10 protein-coding genes are annotated in these 16,743 nt (G+C 65.5%); 4 read left to right on the top strand and 6 right to left on the bottom strand.

Annotated elements, in window-relative coordinates; all coding sequences use genetic code 11:
- Positions 1-321 precede the first annotated feature (321 nt).
- Both dcd and IFT44_RS20220 read left to right on the top strand, forming a co-directional pair.
- Positions 322-888, top strand: a complete 567-nt coding sequence (gene dcd / locus IFT44_RS20215; protein WP_122476435.1) for a dCTP deaminase — start codon at positions 322-324, stop codon at positions 886-888.
- Positions 889-1,001: 113 nt separating this feature from the next.
- Positions 1,002-1,205, top strand: a complete 204-nt coding sequence (locus IFT44_RS20220) for a hypothetical protein (RefSeq protein ID WP_192057877.1) — start codon at positions 1,002-1,004, stop codon at positions 1,203-1,205.
- Between the two features lie 3 nt (positions 1,206-1,208).
- Here IFT44_RS20220 and pdeM read toward each other — a convergent pair whose 3' ends face one another.
- The 6 genes from pdeM to mnmC all read right to left on the bottom strand — a co-directional run bounded on the left by pdeM (position 1,209) and on the right by mnmC (position 10,688).
- Positions 1,209-1,865, bottom strand: a complete 657-nt coding sequence (gene pdeM / locus IFT44_RS20225) for a ligase-associated DNA damage response endonuclease PdeM (protein WP_192176467.1) — start codon at positions 1,863-1,865, stop codon at positions 1,209-1,211.
- Positions 1,862-4,333 (bottom strand): ligase-associated DNA damage response DEXH box helicase, encoded by a 2,472-nt coding sequence (locus IFT44_RS20230; RefSeq protein WP_192176468.1) that lies wholly within the window; start codon positions 4,331-4,333, stop codon positions 1,862-1,864. Before IFT44_RS20230 ends, pdeM begins: the two co-directional genes overlap by 4 nt.
- Before the next feature lie 86 nt (positions 4,334-4,419).
- Positions 4,420-5,484: a lipocalin-like domain-containing protein gene (locus tag IFT44_RS20235; protein WP_446730966.1), complete on the bottom strand. Its 1,065-nt coding sequence runs from the start codon at positions 5,482-5,484 to the stop codon at positions 4,420-4,422.
- A gap of 4 nt (positions 5,485-5,488) precedes the next feature.
- Positions 5,489-7,960 (bottom strand): FtsX-like permease family protein, encoded by a 2,472-nt coding sequence (locus tag IFT44_RS20240; RefSeq protein WP_192176470.1) that lies wholly within the window; start codon positions 7,958-7,960, stop codon positions 5,489-5,491.
- A 1-nt stretch (position 7,961) separates the two neighbouring features.
- The gene (locus IFT44_RS20245; protein ID WP_185794559.1) at positions 7,962-8,630 is read right to left on the bottom strand and encodes an ABC transporter ATP-binding protein; all 669 of its coding nucleotides are present in this window, start codon (positions 8,628-8,630) and stop codon (positions 7,962-7,964) included.
- Between the two features lie 84 nt (positions 8,631-8,714).
- Positions 8,715-10,688, bottom strand: a complete 1,974-nt coding sequence (mnmC, locus tag IFT44_RS20250; protein ID WP_192176471.1) for a bifunctional tRNA (5-methylaminomethyl-2-thiouridine)(34)-methyltransferase MnmD/FAD-dependent 5-carboxymethylaminomethyl-2-thiouridine(34) oxidoreductase MnmC — start codon at positions 10,686-10,688, stop codon at positions 8,715-8,717.
- A 180-nt stretch (positions 10,689-10,868) separates the two neighbouring features.
- Here mnmC and IFT44_RS20255 point away from each other — a divergent pair, with 180 nt between their 5' ends.
- Together IFT44_RS20255 and pap are read left to right on the top strand one after the other, a co-directional pair.
- Complete coding sequence (locus IFT44_RS20255; protein ID WP_192176472.1) at positions 10,869-15,164, top strand: NEL-type E3 ubiquitin ligase domain-containing protein; 4,296 nt, start codon at positions 10,869-10,871, stop codon at positions 15,162-15,164.
- Positions 15,165-15,185: 21 nt separating this feature from the next.
- Positions 15,186-16,679, top strand: coding sequence for a polyphosphate:AMP phosphotransferase (gene pap, locus IFT44_RS20260; protein ID WP_192176473.1), 1,494 nt, complete (start codon positions 15,186-15,188; stop codon positions 16,677-16,679).
- Positions 16,680-16,743: the final 64 nt, after the last annotated feature.

Consider the following 16,743-nt stretch of genomic DNA (forward strand, 5'->3'; position numbering starts at 1 on the left):
GTATCTCCTTGAACAAAGTTAACTGCGGTTCGGGAAAAGCCCTGGCCGAGACTGAGTGCAAAGAGCAGGAAAATTCATGAAGATGTTGGACATCGGGTAGAGATTCTCAGTGACACAAGCAACACAGTGGCGCCACCTTAACCCTTTTTCAGGAACGTGCCAATGGTCTTTGCAGGGTTTCTTGCAAATAGTGCTCGGCGGCCATGCGCAGCCTGGTGGCAGGTTCGCCGCGCCATGGGCGAGGCAGTCTTTGAACCGCAGCGCGAGGCCCGGTAAGATGCGCTTCGGACTTTATTCACCTCGTTATTCAGGACACCCGCCATGAGCATCAAATCGGACAAGTGGATTCGCCGCATGGCGCAGGAACACGGCATGATCGAACCCTACGTCGAGCGTCAGGTGCGCGGCGAAGGCGCCCAGCGGGTGATTTCCTTCGGGGTGTCCAGCTACGGCTACGACGTGCGCTGCGCCGACGAATTCAAGGTGTTCACCAACATCAACTCGGCCACGGTAGATCCGAAGAACTTCGACGAAAAGAGCTTCGTCGACATCAAGAGCGACGTCTGCATCATCCCACCCAACTCCTTTGCCCTGGCGCGCACGGTCGAGTACTTCCGCATTCCACGCAACGTGTTGACCATCTGCCTGGGCAAGAGCACCTACGCGCGCTGCGGCATCATCGTCAACGTCACGCCGCTGGAGCCGGAATGGGAAGGGCATGTGACCCTGGAGTTCTCCAATACCACCACGCTGCCGGCCAAGATCTATGCGAACGAAGGGGTGGCGCAGATGCTGTTCCTGGAGTCCGACGAAGAATGCGAGGTGTCCTACAAGGATCGTGGCGGGAAATATCAGGGCCAGCGCGGCGTGACCCTGCCACGCACCTGATGCTGCCAGACGCGTGAAAACGCTCCAGGCGAACTAGTTATCGTTTTACCACTCCATATGAGTGACTTGCCCGGTTTACCCACCGTATTCCGGGCCATTGCTCAGGAGTGTCTATGAAAATCGACCCGACTATCAGTGCTCAACTGGCTCAGCTGCAGCCTAACCAGATTGGCCTACTCGCCTGGTCGCTTCTGGCCGATTCCTACGGCCATATGGCTGGCGGCGTACCTGGCCAACCCGATTCTGATACCCCGCAACCACCGGAGCCAGGCGGCCCGACCATTCCGGATGAGCCGCCCCCCGCACCGGTGGTCTGACGCTCAAGCGACCCGCCAGACGCCGCCGTCGCCGACCACGTACACACGCTGGTCGGCGGCGCTGTCCATGTTGTATCCCCCCGTGAAAGCGCCGAATGCCGGCAGCAGGCTGACCTTGCCTCTGAGCAGGTAGCACGGCAGGCACAGGCTTTGGCGGCCACGTCCGTGCAGCCGATAGACCGGGTGAATGTGTCCAGCCAGGACGTGCAGCTCTGGGTGTGGATCGGGTTCGTGCTGCAATGCGAACGGGCCCATTTCCAGAGGCTCGGTAACCACTTCGAAACGCAGTTCCGCCGGTGGGTCGCCCGCGCGTTTGTCATGATTGCCTCGAATCAGCGTGATGCGTAAATCTGCGACATCCGTTCGCCACGCTGCCAAGGCACCCAGCGTTCCGGCCGAATGCGATCCCGGTGCATGAAGAAAATCGCCGAGGAATATCAGGTGTTCGGTGGGATACTTCTCCAGGATCCGGTCAATCACTTGAAGGTTGCTGGCCGTGGTGCCGTGAGGCACCGGCTGGCCCAGCTTGCGGTAGGCCGCTGCCTTGCCAAAGTGCGCATCGGCTATCAACAGGGCCTTGTGCTCGGGCCAGTAGACCGCTTTCTCGGCCAGCAGCCATAGCTCGGCGCCTGCCAGTTGTACGTTGCAATACTCACTCATCCTGCGGCTTTCTCCAAGTCGCCGACCATGCGACGTATGCGGTCGGCGAGCTTCTCCGAACTCAGGCTTTCACGGAAACGCTCGACCAGCAGCGGAAAGCCCAGCGGCGTCGGACGCTTGACCGCGTGCATATCCAGACGCCGACTGGCGATCTGTTGCAGTACATGCTCCAGCCGCTGCACTTCCAGCTCCTGCTTCAAGACTTCTTCCTGCGCCTGGGTCAGCAGCAGGTTGCTGGCGTCGTACTGCTTGAATACCTGAAAGAACAGGCCGCTGGAAGCCTGAACCTGGCGGGTGCTTTTCTGCGAGCCGGGGTAACCGCCAAACACTAGCCCGGAGATCCGCGCAATCTCGCGAAAGCGCCGCAGCGCCAGTTCGCCAGCGTTCAGGCTGGCCAGTACATCGCTCAACAGGTTGTGCGCGCTGAGCAGTGCAGGGTCCAGTTGGGCGGCCCAGTCCACCTCGGTGGCACTGAGCAGTTCCAGCCCATAGTCGTTCACCGCAATGGAGAATGTCAGGGGCTGGCGCTGCGCCAGGCGCCAGGCCAGCAGGCTGCCCAGTCCCAGATGCACCTGGCGACCGCCGAAGGGGTAGATGAACAGGTGCCAGCCTTCGCGCGACTTCAGCGTTTCCGCCAGTAACGTGGTTTCGCTGGGTAGCGCCGACCACTGTTGCTGTACTTCCAGCAGCGGGCGCACGGCACGCATCTCGGGGCTGTCGTACTCACCGCGGGCGGCGGCGCCCAGCTTCGCCACCAGGGCGTCGGCCAGCTCGCCGGACAGCGGCATGCGCCCGCCATTCCAGCGCGGCACGGCGGCTTTCTTGGCGGTGCTGCGCTTGACGTAGGCGGTCATGTCCTCGACCCGCACCAGCTCCAGCTGGCGCCCGGCGAACAGAAAGCCGTCACCCGGTTTGAGACGGGCGATGAACCCCTCTTCGACACTGCCCAGCGAGCGACCGCCACCGCCCTTGCTCCAGTACTTCAACTGCAGGCTGGCATCGCTGACAATGGTGCCGATGCCCATGCGATGACGACGCGCCAGGCGTGCGTCGGGGACGCGCCACAGGCCATGCTCGTCAGGCTCGACTCGACGGTAATCGGGGTAGGCAGTGAGGGAGTGGCCGCCATAGCGCACGAACGCCAGGGCCCACTGCCATTCATCCTCGGTCAGGTTGCGGTAAGCCCAGGTGGTACGCACTTCGACCAGCAATGCGTCGGGCAGGAAACCGCCGCCCAGCGCCATGCTCACCAGGTGCTGGACCAACACATCCAATGGCTTGTCGGGTGATTCGCGTGGCTCGATGCGTCGCTGCGCGACGGCATCGTGCGCTGCCGCAGCTTCGACCAGTTCCATGCTGTGGGTCGGTACCAGGGTGACCCGCGATGCCCGACCCGGTGCATGGCCGGAGCGACCGGCACGCTGCATCAAGCGCGCGATACCCTTCGCCGAGCCGATTTGCAGCACCCGTTCCACCGGCAGGAAGTCCACCCCCAAATCCAGGCTCGACGTACACACCACCGCCTTGAGCTGGCCTTGCTTGAGGGCCCGTTCGACCCACTCGCGCACTTCCCGCGACAGCGAGCTGTGATGCAGGGCGATGATGCCCGCCCAGTCCGGGCGCGCATCGAGGATGGCCTGGAACCAGATTTCGGACTGTGCACGGGTGTTGGTGAATATCAGGCAACTGTTGCTGCTTTCGACCTCGGCGACCACCTGGTCGAGCATGCGCAGACCCATGTGCCCACCCCAGGGAAACCGTTCGATGGCCGCCGGCAACAGCGTGTCGACCTCGATCGTCTTGGCCTGCGCGCCTTGCACGCTGACACTCGGCTGGCCGGGTAGCAGCACTTCCTGTGCATGCGCCTGGTTACCCAGGGTGGCGGAGATGCCCCAGACGATGAGCTGCGGGTTCCACTGCCGCAACCGCGCCAATGCCAGCTGCAACTGCACGCCGCGTTTGTTGCCGATCAGCTCGTGCCACTCATCGACGACGACCATGGCGACGCTGCTCAACTCCTCGCAAGCCTTGTCGCGGGCCAGCAGCAGCGTCAGGCTTTCCGGGGTGGTTACCAGCGCCGAGGGCAGGCGGCGCGTTTGCTTGGCGCGATCACTGCTGCTGGTGTCGCCAGTGCGCAGGCCCAGGCTCCAGCCGATCTGCAACTCATCCACCGGTACCTGCAGGGCGCGCAGGGTATCGGCGGCCAGCGCGCGCATGGGCGTGATCCATAGCACGGTCAGCGGCGCCATGACCGGCTTGCGCTTGCCCTTGGGAATGACGGGCCCGGCCTTGGCGAAGCGTTGCAGGGCGGCGAACCAGACGGCGTAGGTCTTGCCCGCGCCAGTGCTCGCGTGGAGCATGCCCGATTCGCCGCGTTTGACGGCGGCCCAGACATCCTTCTGGAACGCGAAGGGCTTCCATTGACGGCTGGCGAACCAGTGTTTGGCAAAAGCGCTGGAGGTCGGCATGCCGTGACGGAGCGTCCTTAGGTATTTCTAAAAGGACCGCGACGACCCAGGTTGGTTTGATATTTGTACAAAAACCCGTGCGTGTATCAGTATCCGGTCATTTCCAGATAGCCCTCGCCAGCGTGGCTGCCCGCCAGGGTCACCGGGCCTTCCCAGTAGGGCGTGCCCACCGCCATCCAGGCGTTCGGGTTCAACGCGGTGGTTTGCACATGCAGGCCGTGGCTGGGGATGTCGATGGCCCAGCGCGTGGGTACCTGCCGACCGGCCACGCGGGTGTCCTGCAACGGGCGCAGGGTGATGCTGCCCGGGGCCAGCGGTGTGCTGCGTCCCTGGGCGTCGATCCAGTTACCGCTGAGAAAGTCTTGCCCGCCCGCGCCGCGCAGGCGAAACACCATCAACTGCTGGCCGTCGTCCAGGTGCAGCGAAAACCAGTCCCAGCCGGACTGATCGGCTGCCAGTGGCTGGCTGCTCCATTCCCGGTCAAGCCACGCGCGGCCCTTGACCTTATAGCGCTTGCCGTCGATCTGCAGCTGGCCGGCTGCGCTGAAGAACGGCTGGCTGTAATAATACGAGGCCTGTCCCGCATCGGACTTGCGGCTATAGCCTTGCTCGCCCTGCAGTACCAGAGGGCGCTCGCTGGTCAGGGCCAGTTGGTAGGCAAACCGTTCGCCAGTGGCCTGTACGTCCATTGCGGCGAGCGTGTGCTCGACGCCAGGCTGGCTGCGCAGGTGCCAGTCATCGATCCAGGCGTTGAACGGCATGATGCTCACACCGGCCTGGCCGATGCCTCCGCGGGCCAGGGTCTGTGCGCTGTAGTGGTCCGTTGCGGAAGTGAGTCCGGCGTGGCCGATCCACAGGTTGCGGTTACCCCAGCCCGGTTCGGTGCTGCCTGGTGCCAGGGCGCTGCGGAACAGGGTCCACTGCACGCCGAAGCGTTGCCCCTGGTCGTCTTCGAGGTTGGCGGTCAGGTACCACCACTCGATGCGGAAGTCGGGGTGAGCGCCATGGTCGGCGGGAAACTGGAAGACCTTGCCGGGGGTGACCTGGGCGAAGTCACCGGCCTGGCCGCCAAGCCCGGCAAAACCGGCAGGGGGTGGGGTTGGCTCGCAGCCGCTGGCTGCCAGCAGCAGGGCCAGCACCAGGATTCGGATCAGCTTAACGCTCACTGGCCATCACTCGCAGCAGGTCGGTGGGTTGGCTGCGTTGCAGGCGCAGCATGGGCCAGGCCGAGGCCAGCATCGCCGCAATCAGCGCCAGGCCGCACAGCTGCAGGATCTGCCATGGGAACACCTGCAGGGGCAGGCGCCAGCCGAACGCCTGCACGTTGATCACCGCCACCAGGCACCATGCCAGCAGAATCCCCAGCGGGACCGCCAGCACCAGGGTCAGCAGAGCCAGGATCAAGGTCTGCGCCACACTGAGCAGGATCAGTTGGCGCCGTTGCACGCCCATTGCCCACAGCGGCGCGAGCTGACCCAGGCGACTCTGGCTCTGGGTCAGCAGGCCGATGAACAGGGCCACGCCGGCCACCCCCAGGGTCAGTGCATTCAGGGCAGCCGTGGCACTGAACGTGCGTTCGAAAACCTGCGAGGCCCAGCGCTTGAGTTGCCGTTGTTCCACCACATGGCTGTCGTCCAGGCCAAACGCTTGCTGCACTCGGCTTTTCAGGGCAGCGGTGTCGGCCCCGGCCATGCGCAGGGCAAAGCGGGCAGGTGGGGTCCCGGGCCAGTGTTGCTGGAACTGCGCGGCGCTGACCAGAATATGGCCCTTGGGGTTGCCGTAGTCGGCATAGATGCCCACCACGGTCGGGTTCCAGCGCCCTTGGGCGGCGGGCAATGCAAGGCGCGCCCCGATGCCTACGCCCAGGCGCCGCGCCAGTTGCTCGCTGAGCATCAGGCTGTCACTGGAAAACAAGGTGTCCCATGGATTGCCGGCGGCCTGTTCGAGCAGCGGCCAATGCTCGCGGTACAGCGGCGCGTCGATCACGGCAGTCAGTTCGGTTGGCCAGCCTTGTTGACGAATCTGCATCTCCCAGCCGGGCAGCACCTGCTCGATCCCGTTCTGGCCTTGCAACCATCGTTGCAGCGCCTGGGCCTGCTCGGCGTGCTGTGGCCGCAGGTACAACTCGGCGCTCAAGCGCTGTTCCAGCCAGCCATTGAAGGTCTGTCGAAACCCCTCGGTCATGCTTGCAGCGCCGATGTTGGCGGCCAGTGCCAGCAGCAATGCCATGAGGGCCAGGCTCAGTCCCGGCAATTGCTGGCGGCAGTCGGCCAGGAACCACTGGCCCAGCACGCCCCAGCAGCGCCGGGCGAGCAGGGCGAGGACGCTGCTGAGCAGCACCGGCAAGGCCAACGCTGCCGCCAGCAACAGGCTGCCCATCAGCGCAAAGCCCGTGGCCAGGCCGTTGCCCCATACTGCCAACAGCAGGGCCAGCACGGCTGCACAGGCCGCCACCACGCCTTGTCGCTGCAGCCATTGGCGGTGGGCCTGATGCCAGGCTTCGCCACCGGACAATGCCAGCAGTGGCAGGCGTGCAGCACGCCAGAGACTGTCGCCGCCGGCCAGCAACACGCCGCCCAGGCTCAGTGCCAGGCCGCCCAGCCACCAGGCCGGGCTCAGGTTCAGCTGCCCGGCGACTTCTGCGCCGTACAGGCCACGCAGGCTGGCCGCCACATCGGGCAGCAGCAGACTGGCCAGCCAGTAGCCGCTGACGATACCGGCCAGGCCGCCGAGCAGCGCCAGCAGGCCCAGCTCCAGGGCCAGGGCCAGCACCAGCAGGGCGGCACTCACGCCGCAGGCACGTAAGGTGCGCAGCAGGGCACGACGCTGTTCCAGTGCCAGGCCAATGGCAGCGTGGACGATGAACAGGCCGACCACGAACGCCAGCAGGCCCAGCGCGGTCAGGTTCAGGTGAAAGCTGTCGGTCAGCCGCGCCAGGTCGCCGTCGGCATCGCTGCGGTTGATCTGCAGGTGATCGGTGTAGGCGTCGGGCAGGGCCTCTTCGAACGTTCGTGGCAGCAGCAGGCGGGTCAGTCGTTCAGGCGTCTGCAGCACCGTCTGGGCCGCGCCGATATCCATCAGCAGCACACCGGGTGCCATCTGTGCCCGGGCCTGCAGGGGAGGAAGGGTTGCGCCAGTGCCGGCGGGCAACCGTGCACCTTCCTCCACGCCAAGCTCGCGCAAGGTCTGGGGCGCCACCCAGGTACGGCCGGGTGCGCCGATGAACGCGCTCAGGTCATCGCTGCTCGGCACCTCGCCGGCCACGGGGCTGCCTGCTGGCAGAGTCAACGGCTCGATACCCATCACTTGCAGGCGCAGTTGCGGATGCGAGGGGAGGGTGATCCGGCCCTCGAGCACCGGAGAGACTGGCCAGCCCTGCAGGCGCAGTGCGATGAAGGTCGATTGCGCAAGGTCGGCGCCGTCACGGGCAACGATGCTGGCCTGGGCCTGACCACCGACCATCTGGCTGGCCAGGGCATAGCTCTGTCGTGCCTGGCTGTTCAAGGCGAGTACGCCGGTGAACAACGCGGTGGCCAGCCACAGGCCAGTGATCAGCGCCACGCCCTGTACCGGATGCCGCCGCCAATGGCTGAGCAGGCTGCGCAGGGTCCAGTACAGCACCGCCACGTCAGCGATCCGTCCCGGCAACGATGCGACCGGCCTGCAGCACCACGCGTCGCTCCAGGCGGGCTGCCACCAGCGGGCTGTGAGTGACCATCAGTAGCGTGCTGCCACTGGCCCGCAGCAACTCGAGCATCAGGTCCAGCGCATGCTCGCTGGTGGCTTCGTCGAGGTTGCCGGTAGGTTCGTCGGCCAGCAGCAGGGGCGGCCGCGAGGCCAATGCACGGCCCAGGGCCACGCGCTGTTGTTGCCCGCCGGACAGTTGCTCCGGATACCGCTGCAGGAGTGCCGACAAGCCCAGGCGTTCAGCCAGTTCGCGCTGCCAGGCTGGGTCCAGGCGGCCGGCCAGGCGGGCCTGAAAGGCCAGGTTGTCGGCCACGCTGAGACTGCTGATCAGGTTGAACTGCTGGAAGATCAAGCCGATGTCGCAGCGCCGCCAGCGCGCCAGCTGGCGCTCGTTCATCTGCGTGAGCACCTGCCCGGCCGCTTCGATACGACCGCTGTCGGCCATGTCCAGCCCCGCGACCAGATGCAAAAGGGTGCTCTTGCCACTGCCCGATTCACCCATCAGCGCCAGGCTGGCGCCACGCTCCAGTTGCAGGTCGATGCCCTGCAGCACCGGCAGTGGGCCTTGCGGTGTGGCGTAGGTCTTGTGCAGACCCTGGATATGCAACATGGGCAGGTTCTTCATGACGGTGATGCTGCGGCCCTCGGGCAACGGCGAGGGGCTGTGACTGTGAGTCCGGCCCCCCATGCAGGTTCAAGCTTTGTTGCGTATCAGCCGCCGCAGCGCGAAGCGATTCGGATGGCAGGCCCAGGCCACTTCCTGAGGCAGCGGCAGCGGTTCGTCGTCCAGCCAGGCGGCAATCAGTTCACCCGACAGCGGTGCGGTGATCAGCCCGCGCGAGCCATGGCCGCTGTTGACGTACAGCCCCGGCAGCCAGGGGCAGGGCTGTTCAGGCACCTGGCGGGCATCCTTGGCCAGGATCGCAAAGCGCTCGGCGAATGCCTGCGCGTCGGCGACCGGCCCGATGATCGGCAGGTAGTCCGGGCTGGTGCAGCGAAATCCGGCCCGGCCCTGCAAGCGTTCGGCGGGCAGCAGCGCAGCGCCCAGACGCACGGCAAGGTCAGGGGAAATCGCTTCGAGCAGGGCCAGGTTGTCGAGGTTGTCCGCGTGGCTGGGCGTGAGGTCTTCACTGTGGAAGTCGAAACTGGCGCCCAGCGTGTGTTCGCCCGAGCGGGCGGGAGCGATGTAGCCCTCTGCGCAGACCACCGTCGACAGCGCCGCACTGCGCGGTGTCTCCGACAGGCGAGTGATTTGCCCGCGGATGCGCTTGAGTGGCAAGGCGCAGGTCTGGGCGAAGGCATTGGCCTGGGCGGCGCACGCCAGCACGGCTACTGGGGCGCAGGCCAGAAGGGTGTTGTCGGCGAACGCGTGCCATTGGCCGTCGAGGTGGCGCAGGTCTGCCACGTGGTGATGGCGCAGCAGGGTGATGCGTGGGTGACGCGCCAGGTGCTGGCACAGGGCAGGCGGGTGGACCCAGCCACCGTCGGGATAGAACAGGCCGCCGCTGGGCAAGTCGACGCCTGCCTGCGCCTGGGCCGCTGAACGGTCCAGCAGGTGCAGCAGTTCGGGTTGGAATGCGTCGGCCAGTTGCCCCTGGCGCTGCGCTTCCTTGTCGTCGAAGGCCAGCTGCAGAACGCCACAGGCGTCCCAGTCGCGACCGCGCTGCAGTTGCGCAAGCAGCCTGCGCGTGTGGCAGAAGCCCGCCAGAATCAACTGCGAAAGGGCCGTACCGTGGGCCGAAAGTTTCAGGTACAGCACGCCCTGCGGATTTCCCGAGGCTTCCCGAGCCACTTCGGCATGACGCTCGAGCAGCGACACCCGCCAACCGCGCGCGGCCAGGCTGGCGGCGGTGGCGCATCCTGCCAGGCCGGCACCGATGACCAGCGCGTGGCGTTCGCCGGTTACCGGCTCGGGGCGGGCGAACCAGGGCTTGACGGCGGGTGTTGCCACTGCGGCGTCGGCCGCGAACACGCCTCTGGATACATGCCATTTGTTGCCGATGCCCGGCACTCGTTTCATCTTGAAGCCGACGGCCGCCAGGCCACGACGAACCCAGCCGGTGCTGGTGAACGTGGCCAGCGTTGCGCCGGGCGCCGCCAGCCGCGCCAGTTCGGCGAACAGCTGGGGTGTCCACATGGCCGGGTTGCACGCCGGAGCGAAACCATCCAGGAACCAGGCATCGACCTTCCCGTCCAGGCACGGCAGCTGTTCCAGCGCATCGCCTATGAGCAACGTCAAGGTCACCCGGCCGCCGTCGAACACCAGGCGCTGGAAGCCTTCATGCACCGCCACGTACTGCGCCAGCAACGCCTCGCTGCAGGCCGAAAGCTCTGGCCACAGCGCCAGGGCTCGGGTCAGGTCCGCAGCGCTCAGCGGGTACTTTTCCACGCTGATGAAGTGCAGGCGCGCAGTCGGTGCAGCCGAGGCGGCGAAGCACTGCCACGCACAGAGAAAATTCAGCCCGGTGCCGAAGCCGGTTTCGCCGATCACCAGGCGTTCGCCGTCGGCGAGGGCGGCGAAGCGTTCTGCCAAGCGGTTCTGCTCGATGAACACATGGCGGCTTTCGGCCAGGCCGTCGGCGGCGAAATAGACGTCGCCGAAGGCGCGCGATCGAGGATGACCGGTGTCGGTCCAGTCCAGCTGGGCGAGGGTGCTCGGGGTTTTCATGACGGCTTCGGCAATAGGCGAGCAGGCATTGTAGCGCGCAGGCTCTGCTTCGCCAGCGCCAGGCCGCTGCGATGGCTGCGCGGCGGCGGCCACTGCGGTCTGCAGGTGGTTATTAATGCAGCCTCTGGCGGCTGTGGCGCGGGCTACCGTGCGCGCTCCCCTTTCGGCAAGGAGCCGATCATGCACGCGATCTACCCCCCAATGAGCCAGGGCGGCACCGCCCGGGACCGCCGCCATGCGCGCATCGTCGCGCAGCGGTTGCCGACCTGGCTGAGCCAGGCCAGCCCGGCGATGCGCGAGGCGTTGAGCGCCAGTCAGAATGAAAGCCACGCCGCCAAGCGCGCCCTCGCCCCTGTACTGGCCGGGCTGCGCGACGTCACCGAGTTCTGTGCCGACCTGGTCGGGCAGGAGATCCGCAGGCAGTGCCAGCTCGACATTGATCCGCGCGGCTATGTGCTGGTGCGCGCCATGCACAACGTCGGCATGGGCTTCAGTCATCGCTGGGCGATTGAACAGAACCTGCTGGTTGCCTCTATGCAGAATTTCGAAGCGAACCTGAGCTTTGCGCCGGGTTCGATGGTGCTGCCAAGCGGCGGTGTCGAATACTTCACTGCCGGCAAAGACATCGACTTTCGCGCCCGCCAGGAAAAACCGGCAATCGCCCTCGACCCCCAGCGATTCGCCACTGCCTGCCGGCGCCTGGACCTGGGCCAGCGCTACCAGGCTCACCTGGACACAGTGTTCAAGCCCGACGACCAACCCGAGCGGGTGGCGGCGCTGTTCAAACGCAATGACCAGGCCCATCTCGCAGTGCTGGCCCACATTGCCCGCTTGCGCGGCGATGTCGAGGAAGACGGCTATCGTCTGCTGCTGCAGGTTGCCCAAGCGGCTCCCCCGACCTGGGCGGGCAGCGCGGTGCGCTATCACTGGCTGCGCCTGCTGGGCAGCGCCGATTTCGCTGCCGTGGCGTTGTACGGCGTGCAACTGATCGAATCGACCGTCGACGGTCGCTGTGTGGTGCTGATGCCCGGCGAACCCGACCACCCGATCAAGCAATACCCTTCGTTCCAGGCCTTCGCCGAACGCCTGGGAGAAAAACTCCAGCGGCCCGATTTCCAGCGATATGTCTGCTCGTTGGTGGGCGAGAAGTTCGCTGCGCCGTTCGACCGGCGTCTGCAGCAGCGGCTTGCCGGCTCCGGTGGCGCTTGGCTGAAGCGATTGAACCTGGAAAAGCGTGCGGTGGTCGGTGACCTGTTCGACCTGCAACATAATGATCGCTTGCTCAAGACCTACCAGAATGCTCGAGTGATGGCGGTGCCGACCGCCGACGAAGACGCCATCATCCGGGAGCGTGAACGCCGGCGTTATCTGGACGCCGGAACGACCCTGCTCAATATCGCCGGCCTGCTGGTCCCGGCGTTGGGTGCGGCCATGCTGACCTGCGCTGCGGCCCAGCTGTTGCAGGAAGTGTTCAGTGGCGTCGACGATTGGCGCCAGGGCGATGATCATGCCGCCTTCGGCCATGCCATGAGCGTGGTCGAAAATCTGGCGACCATGGCGGTGTTCGCCGGCGCGGTGCAGGCGGGCCGCAGCTGGATCGCGCCCAGAGTGCCTGCCATTGCCGCCGATACCCAGCTGGCGGAACTGCTCCCGGTGACGCTCGCCGATGGCCGCGAGCACCTGTGGCGTCCCAACCTCGACGACTACGTTGCTGCCCAGGGCCTGCCTGCCGACCTGCTGCCCGATACCGATCGGCTCTATCACGACGAAGCACGTGACAGCGTGGTCATCGACGGGCGCGTGCATGACCTTCGCTTCGACGATCGGTACCAGCGGTGGCGCATTACCCATCCGCGCGACGCGAATGCCTACCTGCCACTGATCGAGGAAACGGGTGCCGGTTGGCGGCTGGCCGCCGAGCAGCAACCCGAGGTGACCGGCACCACCCTGCGTGACCGCCTGGGCTGGCGGCTGTCGGGCATGGAGTCACAGGATATCCATCGGGCGCTGGCCAGCACCGGGTTGCCGCCCACCTTGCTGGACGCGGTCTATGCCCAGGCCGACAAACCCACTGCCTTGCTGGTCGATGCCCTGCAACGTTTTGCCCTGCACCGCCAAGTGCAACGCGCCGGGCTTGCGGACACTGCCGCGCAGGTACGTTTCGAACAGCTCTACGACGCCACGCATTTTGGCAGCGGTCCGGCCACCCAGCTCATTTGCAGGGATTTTCCCGCCTTGAGCGTCGCCGCAGCCGAGGAGGTATTGCTCGGCGTGGCGCCTGGCGAACAGGCGCGAATGCTGGTCAATCGACGCATTCCCCTGAAGTCGAGTGAGCGCGCGCGTGCCTATCAGCAGTGCCAACGGCTCAATCGCGCCTTCGAAGGCCTATGCTTCGGCACCGCGCAGTCGCTGGACAGCCTCGAGCTGGAACGGGCCATCAAGCAGGTGCTGGGCGACACCGCGTCGGCCGATGCGGTGCGTGACTACGCCTTCGCTCACCGCGATGCCTGTGCACGCTGGCTGGGCCAGACCCCTTTGCCGGAAAGCTTCCGGGCACCGATGCGCGACGGCTACGGGCGCGTGGGTTACCCCATGAGCGGAAGGCGAGAGGTGGCCCTGTCGCGACGGGTGCTGGTGGCACGCATTCGCGGCCTCTATCCGGGCACCAGCGAGCCCGGCGCCCGCGAACTGCTGGGACTGTACGAACAAGTCGGCATGAGCCGCGCCGACATCATGCTGGGGCTGGACAACCTGGCCTCCGAGCGTTCGCAGATGCACGCTCAGCTGCAAGCGTGGGCGCACCGACCGGCCCCGGCCAACCTGCCGGCCCGCTACAACGCCAGCAGAGGCGACCTGATGCATTACCGTGCCGACGTCACGGCGCGTCTGGACATCGCCTGGCGCCGTCAGCTGCCTTCCGAACGTGCGGCCAACGGACACCACTATCATCTGAACCTGACCTACGCGCCGCTGCTGGATTTTCCCGGCCTGAACGCCGATCTGCGCTTCGTCACGCACCTGAACCTGACCGGCAGCACGGTGGACGCGCCGGCACTGACCAACTTGCTGGCCAGCTTTTCGCAGTTGCGCAGCCTGACCTTGCGTGAGTGCAACCTGGGCCAGTTGCCCGAAGCGGTCGATCGTCTGACGCAACTGACCGAACTGGACCTGACGCTTTGCAACCTGACCCTGGACCAGGCGCTGCTCGACCGCCTGGGACGTCTGCCGGACCTGACCCTGTTGAGCCTGAGCGGCAATCTTCCGGGGCCGATAGCCACTTCCAGCGGTTTCTCCAGGCTGCAGCAACTCAATCTCGCCGGTCTGGTGCTGCCCAGCTGGCCACAGTGGGCTTCGCGGCTGCCCGCGCTGCGCACCCTGAACCTGTACCGCACCCGGCTGCGCCATATTCCCGACTCGGTGTTCACCGAGATGAGCCAAGGGCAGGGTGTGGACGTTTTCATGGATCGCAACAGGCTGGATGACTTCAGCTTGAGGCAGCTGGATAGCCCCAGGCCACACCGGCGTTTTCAGTTCTTCGCCCATCGGACCAACGATGTGCACTCGGCAAGGGCCGGCCGCCCGCTGGTCGATGTGTGGCTGCAGGGTGCCAGCGAGGTGGAGCGACGCCATCGCGCACAGTTGTGGCAGGGGCTGGTCGATGAAGACGGCTCCGAGGCCTTCACCCGCTTGATCGACAATCTGCGTCACACACCGGATTACACCCGCAATCCAACCGAACTGACCCGGCGCGTCTGGAATGTCGTTGCCGGCGCATCGGCCAGTCGCCAGTTGCGTCAACGCCTGTACACCATGGCCCAGGGGTTGGACACTTGCGTGGATGGGGAGCGGTTGATGTTCAGTGATATGGAAGTGCATGTGCTCCAGCATTACGCCTTGCAGGGCGCAACCTGGGCCCAGCGTGGCGAACGCCTGTACGAGCTGGCCCGTGGACTGTTCCGGCTCGACCGGCTGGAGGTCATTGCCCGGCGCATCATTGCCGAGCGTCGGCGCCTGGGTGTGAGCGTCGACGAGGCAGAAGTGCGCATGGCGCTGCGGACCTATCTGGCCCGTCGCCTGGCCTTGCCCGGCCAGCCGCAGAGCATGGCCTATGCCGCCACGGCCGGTATCGGCGTCGACATCTACGACGCCGCACAGGCCGAGGTGCTGCAGGCCGAAGCCGCACCGGACTTCGCCGCGTTCATGATCCGCCAGGCATTCTGGACCGACTACCTGCGTGAACGCCATGCGAGCACACTGGAACGAGGTCTGGCGTCGTTCGCCGAGGAATTGAGCGTCCTCGACGAACGCCAGGAACCCGGCAGCAGCGGCGATTACCTGCGGCGCGCCAATGACATCGCCCGACGTCGCCAGGGTGCCGAGAACGCCTTGCTGGCCGAACTAACCCTGCTCGAGCGGGTCGGCTTCAGTAGCGATACGCAAAGCACCACCTCGCCCAGCGAGGCTCGCTCAAGCTAACCGAAGAGGAATGCCTGCCCCATGTTCGAATCCGCCGAAATTGGTCACGCCATCGACAAGGACACTTACGAGGCTCGTCTGCCTGCCCTGCGCGAAGCGCTGCTGGAAGCCCAGTACGAGCTCAAGGAACAGGCGCGTTTTCCGGTGATCGTGTTGATCAACGGCGTCGAAGGGGCGGGCAAGGGCGAGACGGTCAAGTTGCTCAACGAGTGGATGGACCCGCGCCTGATCGAGGTGCGCACCTTCGATGAAAAGACCGACGAGGAACTGGCGCGACCACCAGCCTGGCGCTACTGGCGCCAATTGCCGGCCAAGGGCCGCATGGGGGTGTTCTTCGGCAACTGGTACAGCCAGATGATTCAGGATCGGGTGCATGGCGACATCAAGGATGGCCGTCTGGAGCAGGCCATCAACGGCGCGCAGCGTTTGGAGCGCATGCTCTGCGACGAAGGTGCGCTGATCTTCAAGTTCTGGTTTCACCTGTCCAAGCAGCAGATGAAGGCGCGGCTCAAGTCATTGCGTGACGATCCGTTGCACAGCTGGCGGATCAGCCCGCTGGACTGGCAGCAGTCCAGGACCTATGACCGCTTCGTGCGCTTCGGCGAACGCGTGGTGCGGCGCACCAGTCGCGACTACGCGCCGTGGCACGTGATCGAAGGTGTGGATGCCAACTACCGCAGCCTGGCGGTCGGGCAGATTCTGCTCGAAGGATTGCAGGCAGCGCTGAAGGCGCCCACCGAGCCAGTGCGCAAGGCCGTGGCGAACATCGGTGAAAGCATCGACAAACGCAGCCTGATCGGCAGCCTGGATTTGAGCCGGCATCTGGAAAAGGACGATTACGAACGCCAGCTGATTGCCGAGCAGGCTCGCCTGGCAGGCCTGATGCGCGACAAGCGCATGCGCCGCCACGCCCTGGTGGCGGTGTTCGAAGGCAACGATGCGGCGGGCAAGGGAGGAGCGATCAAGCGTGTCGCCGCTGCGCTCGACCCGCGTCAATACCACATCGTGCCGATTGCCGCGCCAACCCAGGACGAACTCGCCCAGCCCTATCTGTGGCGCTTTTGGCGGCAATTGCCGGCGCGGGGCAAGTTCACCGTGTTCGACCGCTCCTGGTACGGTCGCGTGTTGGTCGAGCGGATCGAAGGCTTTTGCAGTCCGGCCGACTGGATGCGCGCCTATGGCGAGATCAACGACTTCGAAGAGCAACTGACCGATGCCGGTGTGGTGCTGGTCAAGTTCTGGCTGGCGATCGATGAACAGACCCAGCTGGAACGGTTCAAAGAGCGCGAGCAGATTCCGTTCAAGCGTTTCAAGATCACCGAAGACGACTGGCGCAACCGCGAAAAGTGGGGTGCCTATCGCGACGCGGTGGGCGATATGGTCGATCGCACCAGCAGCGAAGTGGCACCGTGGACCTTGGTCGAGGCCAACGACAAGCGCTGGGCGCGAGTCAAGGTACTGCGCACCATCAACGATGCGCTGGAAGCCGCCTTCAAGAAAGACAAGAAGGACTGAGCCATCGCGGCCGCTCCTACGCAGGTTACGAGGTTGTCCGTAGGAGCGGTCCGTGGCCGCGAAG

The sequence above is a fragment of the Pseudomonas sp. CFBP 13710 genome, from assembly GCF_014842235.1.
In the GTDB taxonomy this organism is placed as follows: Bacteria; Pseudomonadota; Gammaproteobacteria; order Pseudomonadales; family Pseudomonadaceae; genus Aquipseudomonas; species Aquipseudomonas baltica.

Excerpts from the sequence above, each read along its gene's own strand:
- dcd (WP_122476435.1), top strand. The coding sequence starts at position 322 with ATGAGCATCAAATCGGACAAGTGGATTCGCCGCATGGCGCAGGAACAC.
- IFT44_RS20220 (WP_192057877.1), top strand. The coding sequence starts at position 1,002 with ATGAAAATCGACCCGACTATCAGTGCTCAACTGGCTCAGCTGCAGCCT.
- pdeM (WP_192176467.1), bottom strand. The coding sequence starts at position 1,865 with ATGAGTGAGTATTGCAACGTACAACTGGCAGGCGCCGAGCTATGGCTG.
- IFT44_RS20230 (WP_192176468.1), bottom strand. The coding sequence starts at position 4,333 with ATGCCGACCTCCAGCGCTTTTGCCAAACACTGGTTCGCCAGCCGTCAA.
- IFT44_RS20245 (WP_185794559.1), bottom strand. The coding sequence starts at position 8,630 with ATGTTGCATATCCAGGGTCTGCACAAGACCTACGCCACACCGCAAGGC.
- mnmC (WP_192176471.1), bottom strand. The coding sequence starts at position 10,688 with ATGAAAACCCCGAGCACCCTCGCCCAGCTGGACTGGACCGACACCGGT.
- IFT44_RS20255 (WP_192176472.1), top strand. The coding sequence starts at position 10,869 with ATGCACGCGATCTACCCCCCAATGAGCCAGGGCGGCACCGCCCGGGAC.
- pap (WP_192176473.1), top strand. The coding sequence starts at position 15,186 with ATGTTCGAATCCGCCGAAATTGGTCACGCCATCGACAAGGACACTTAC.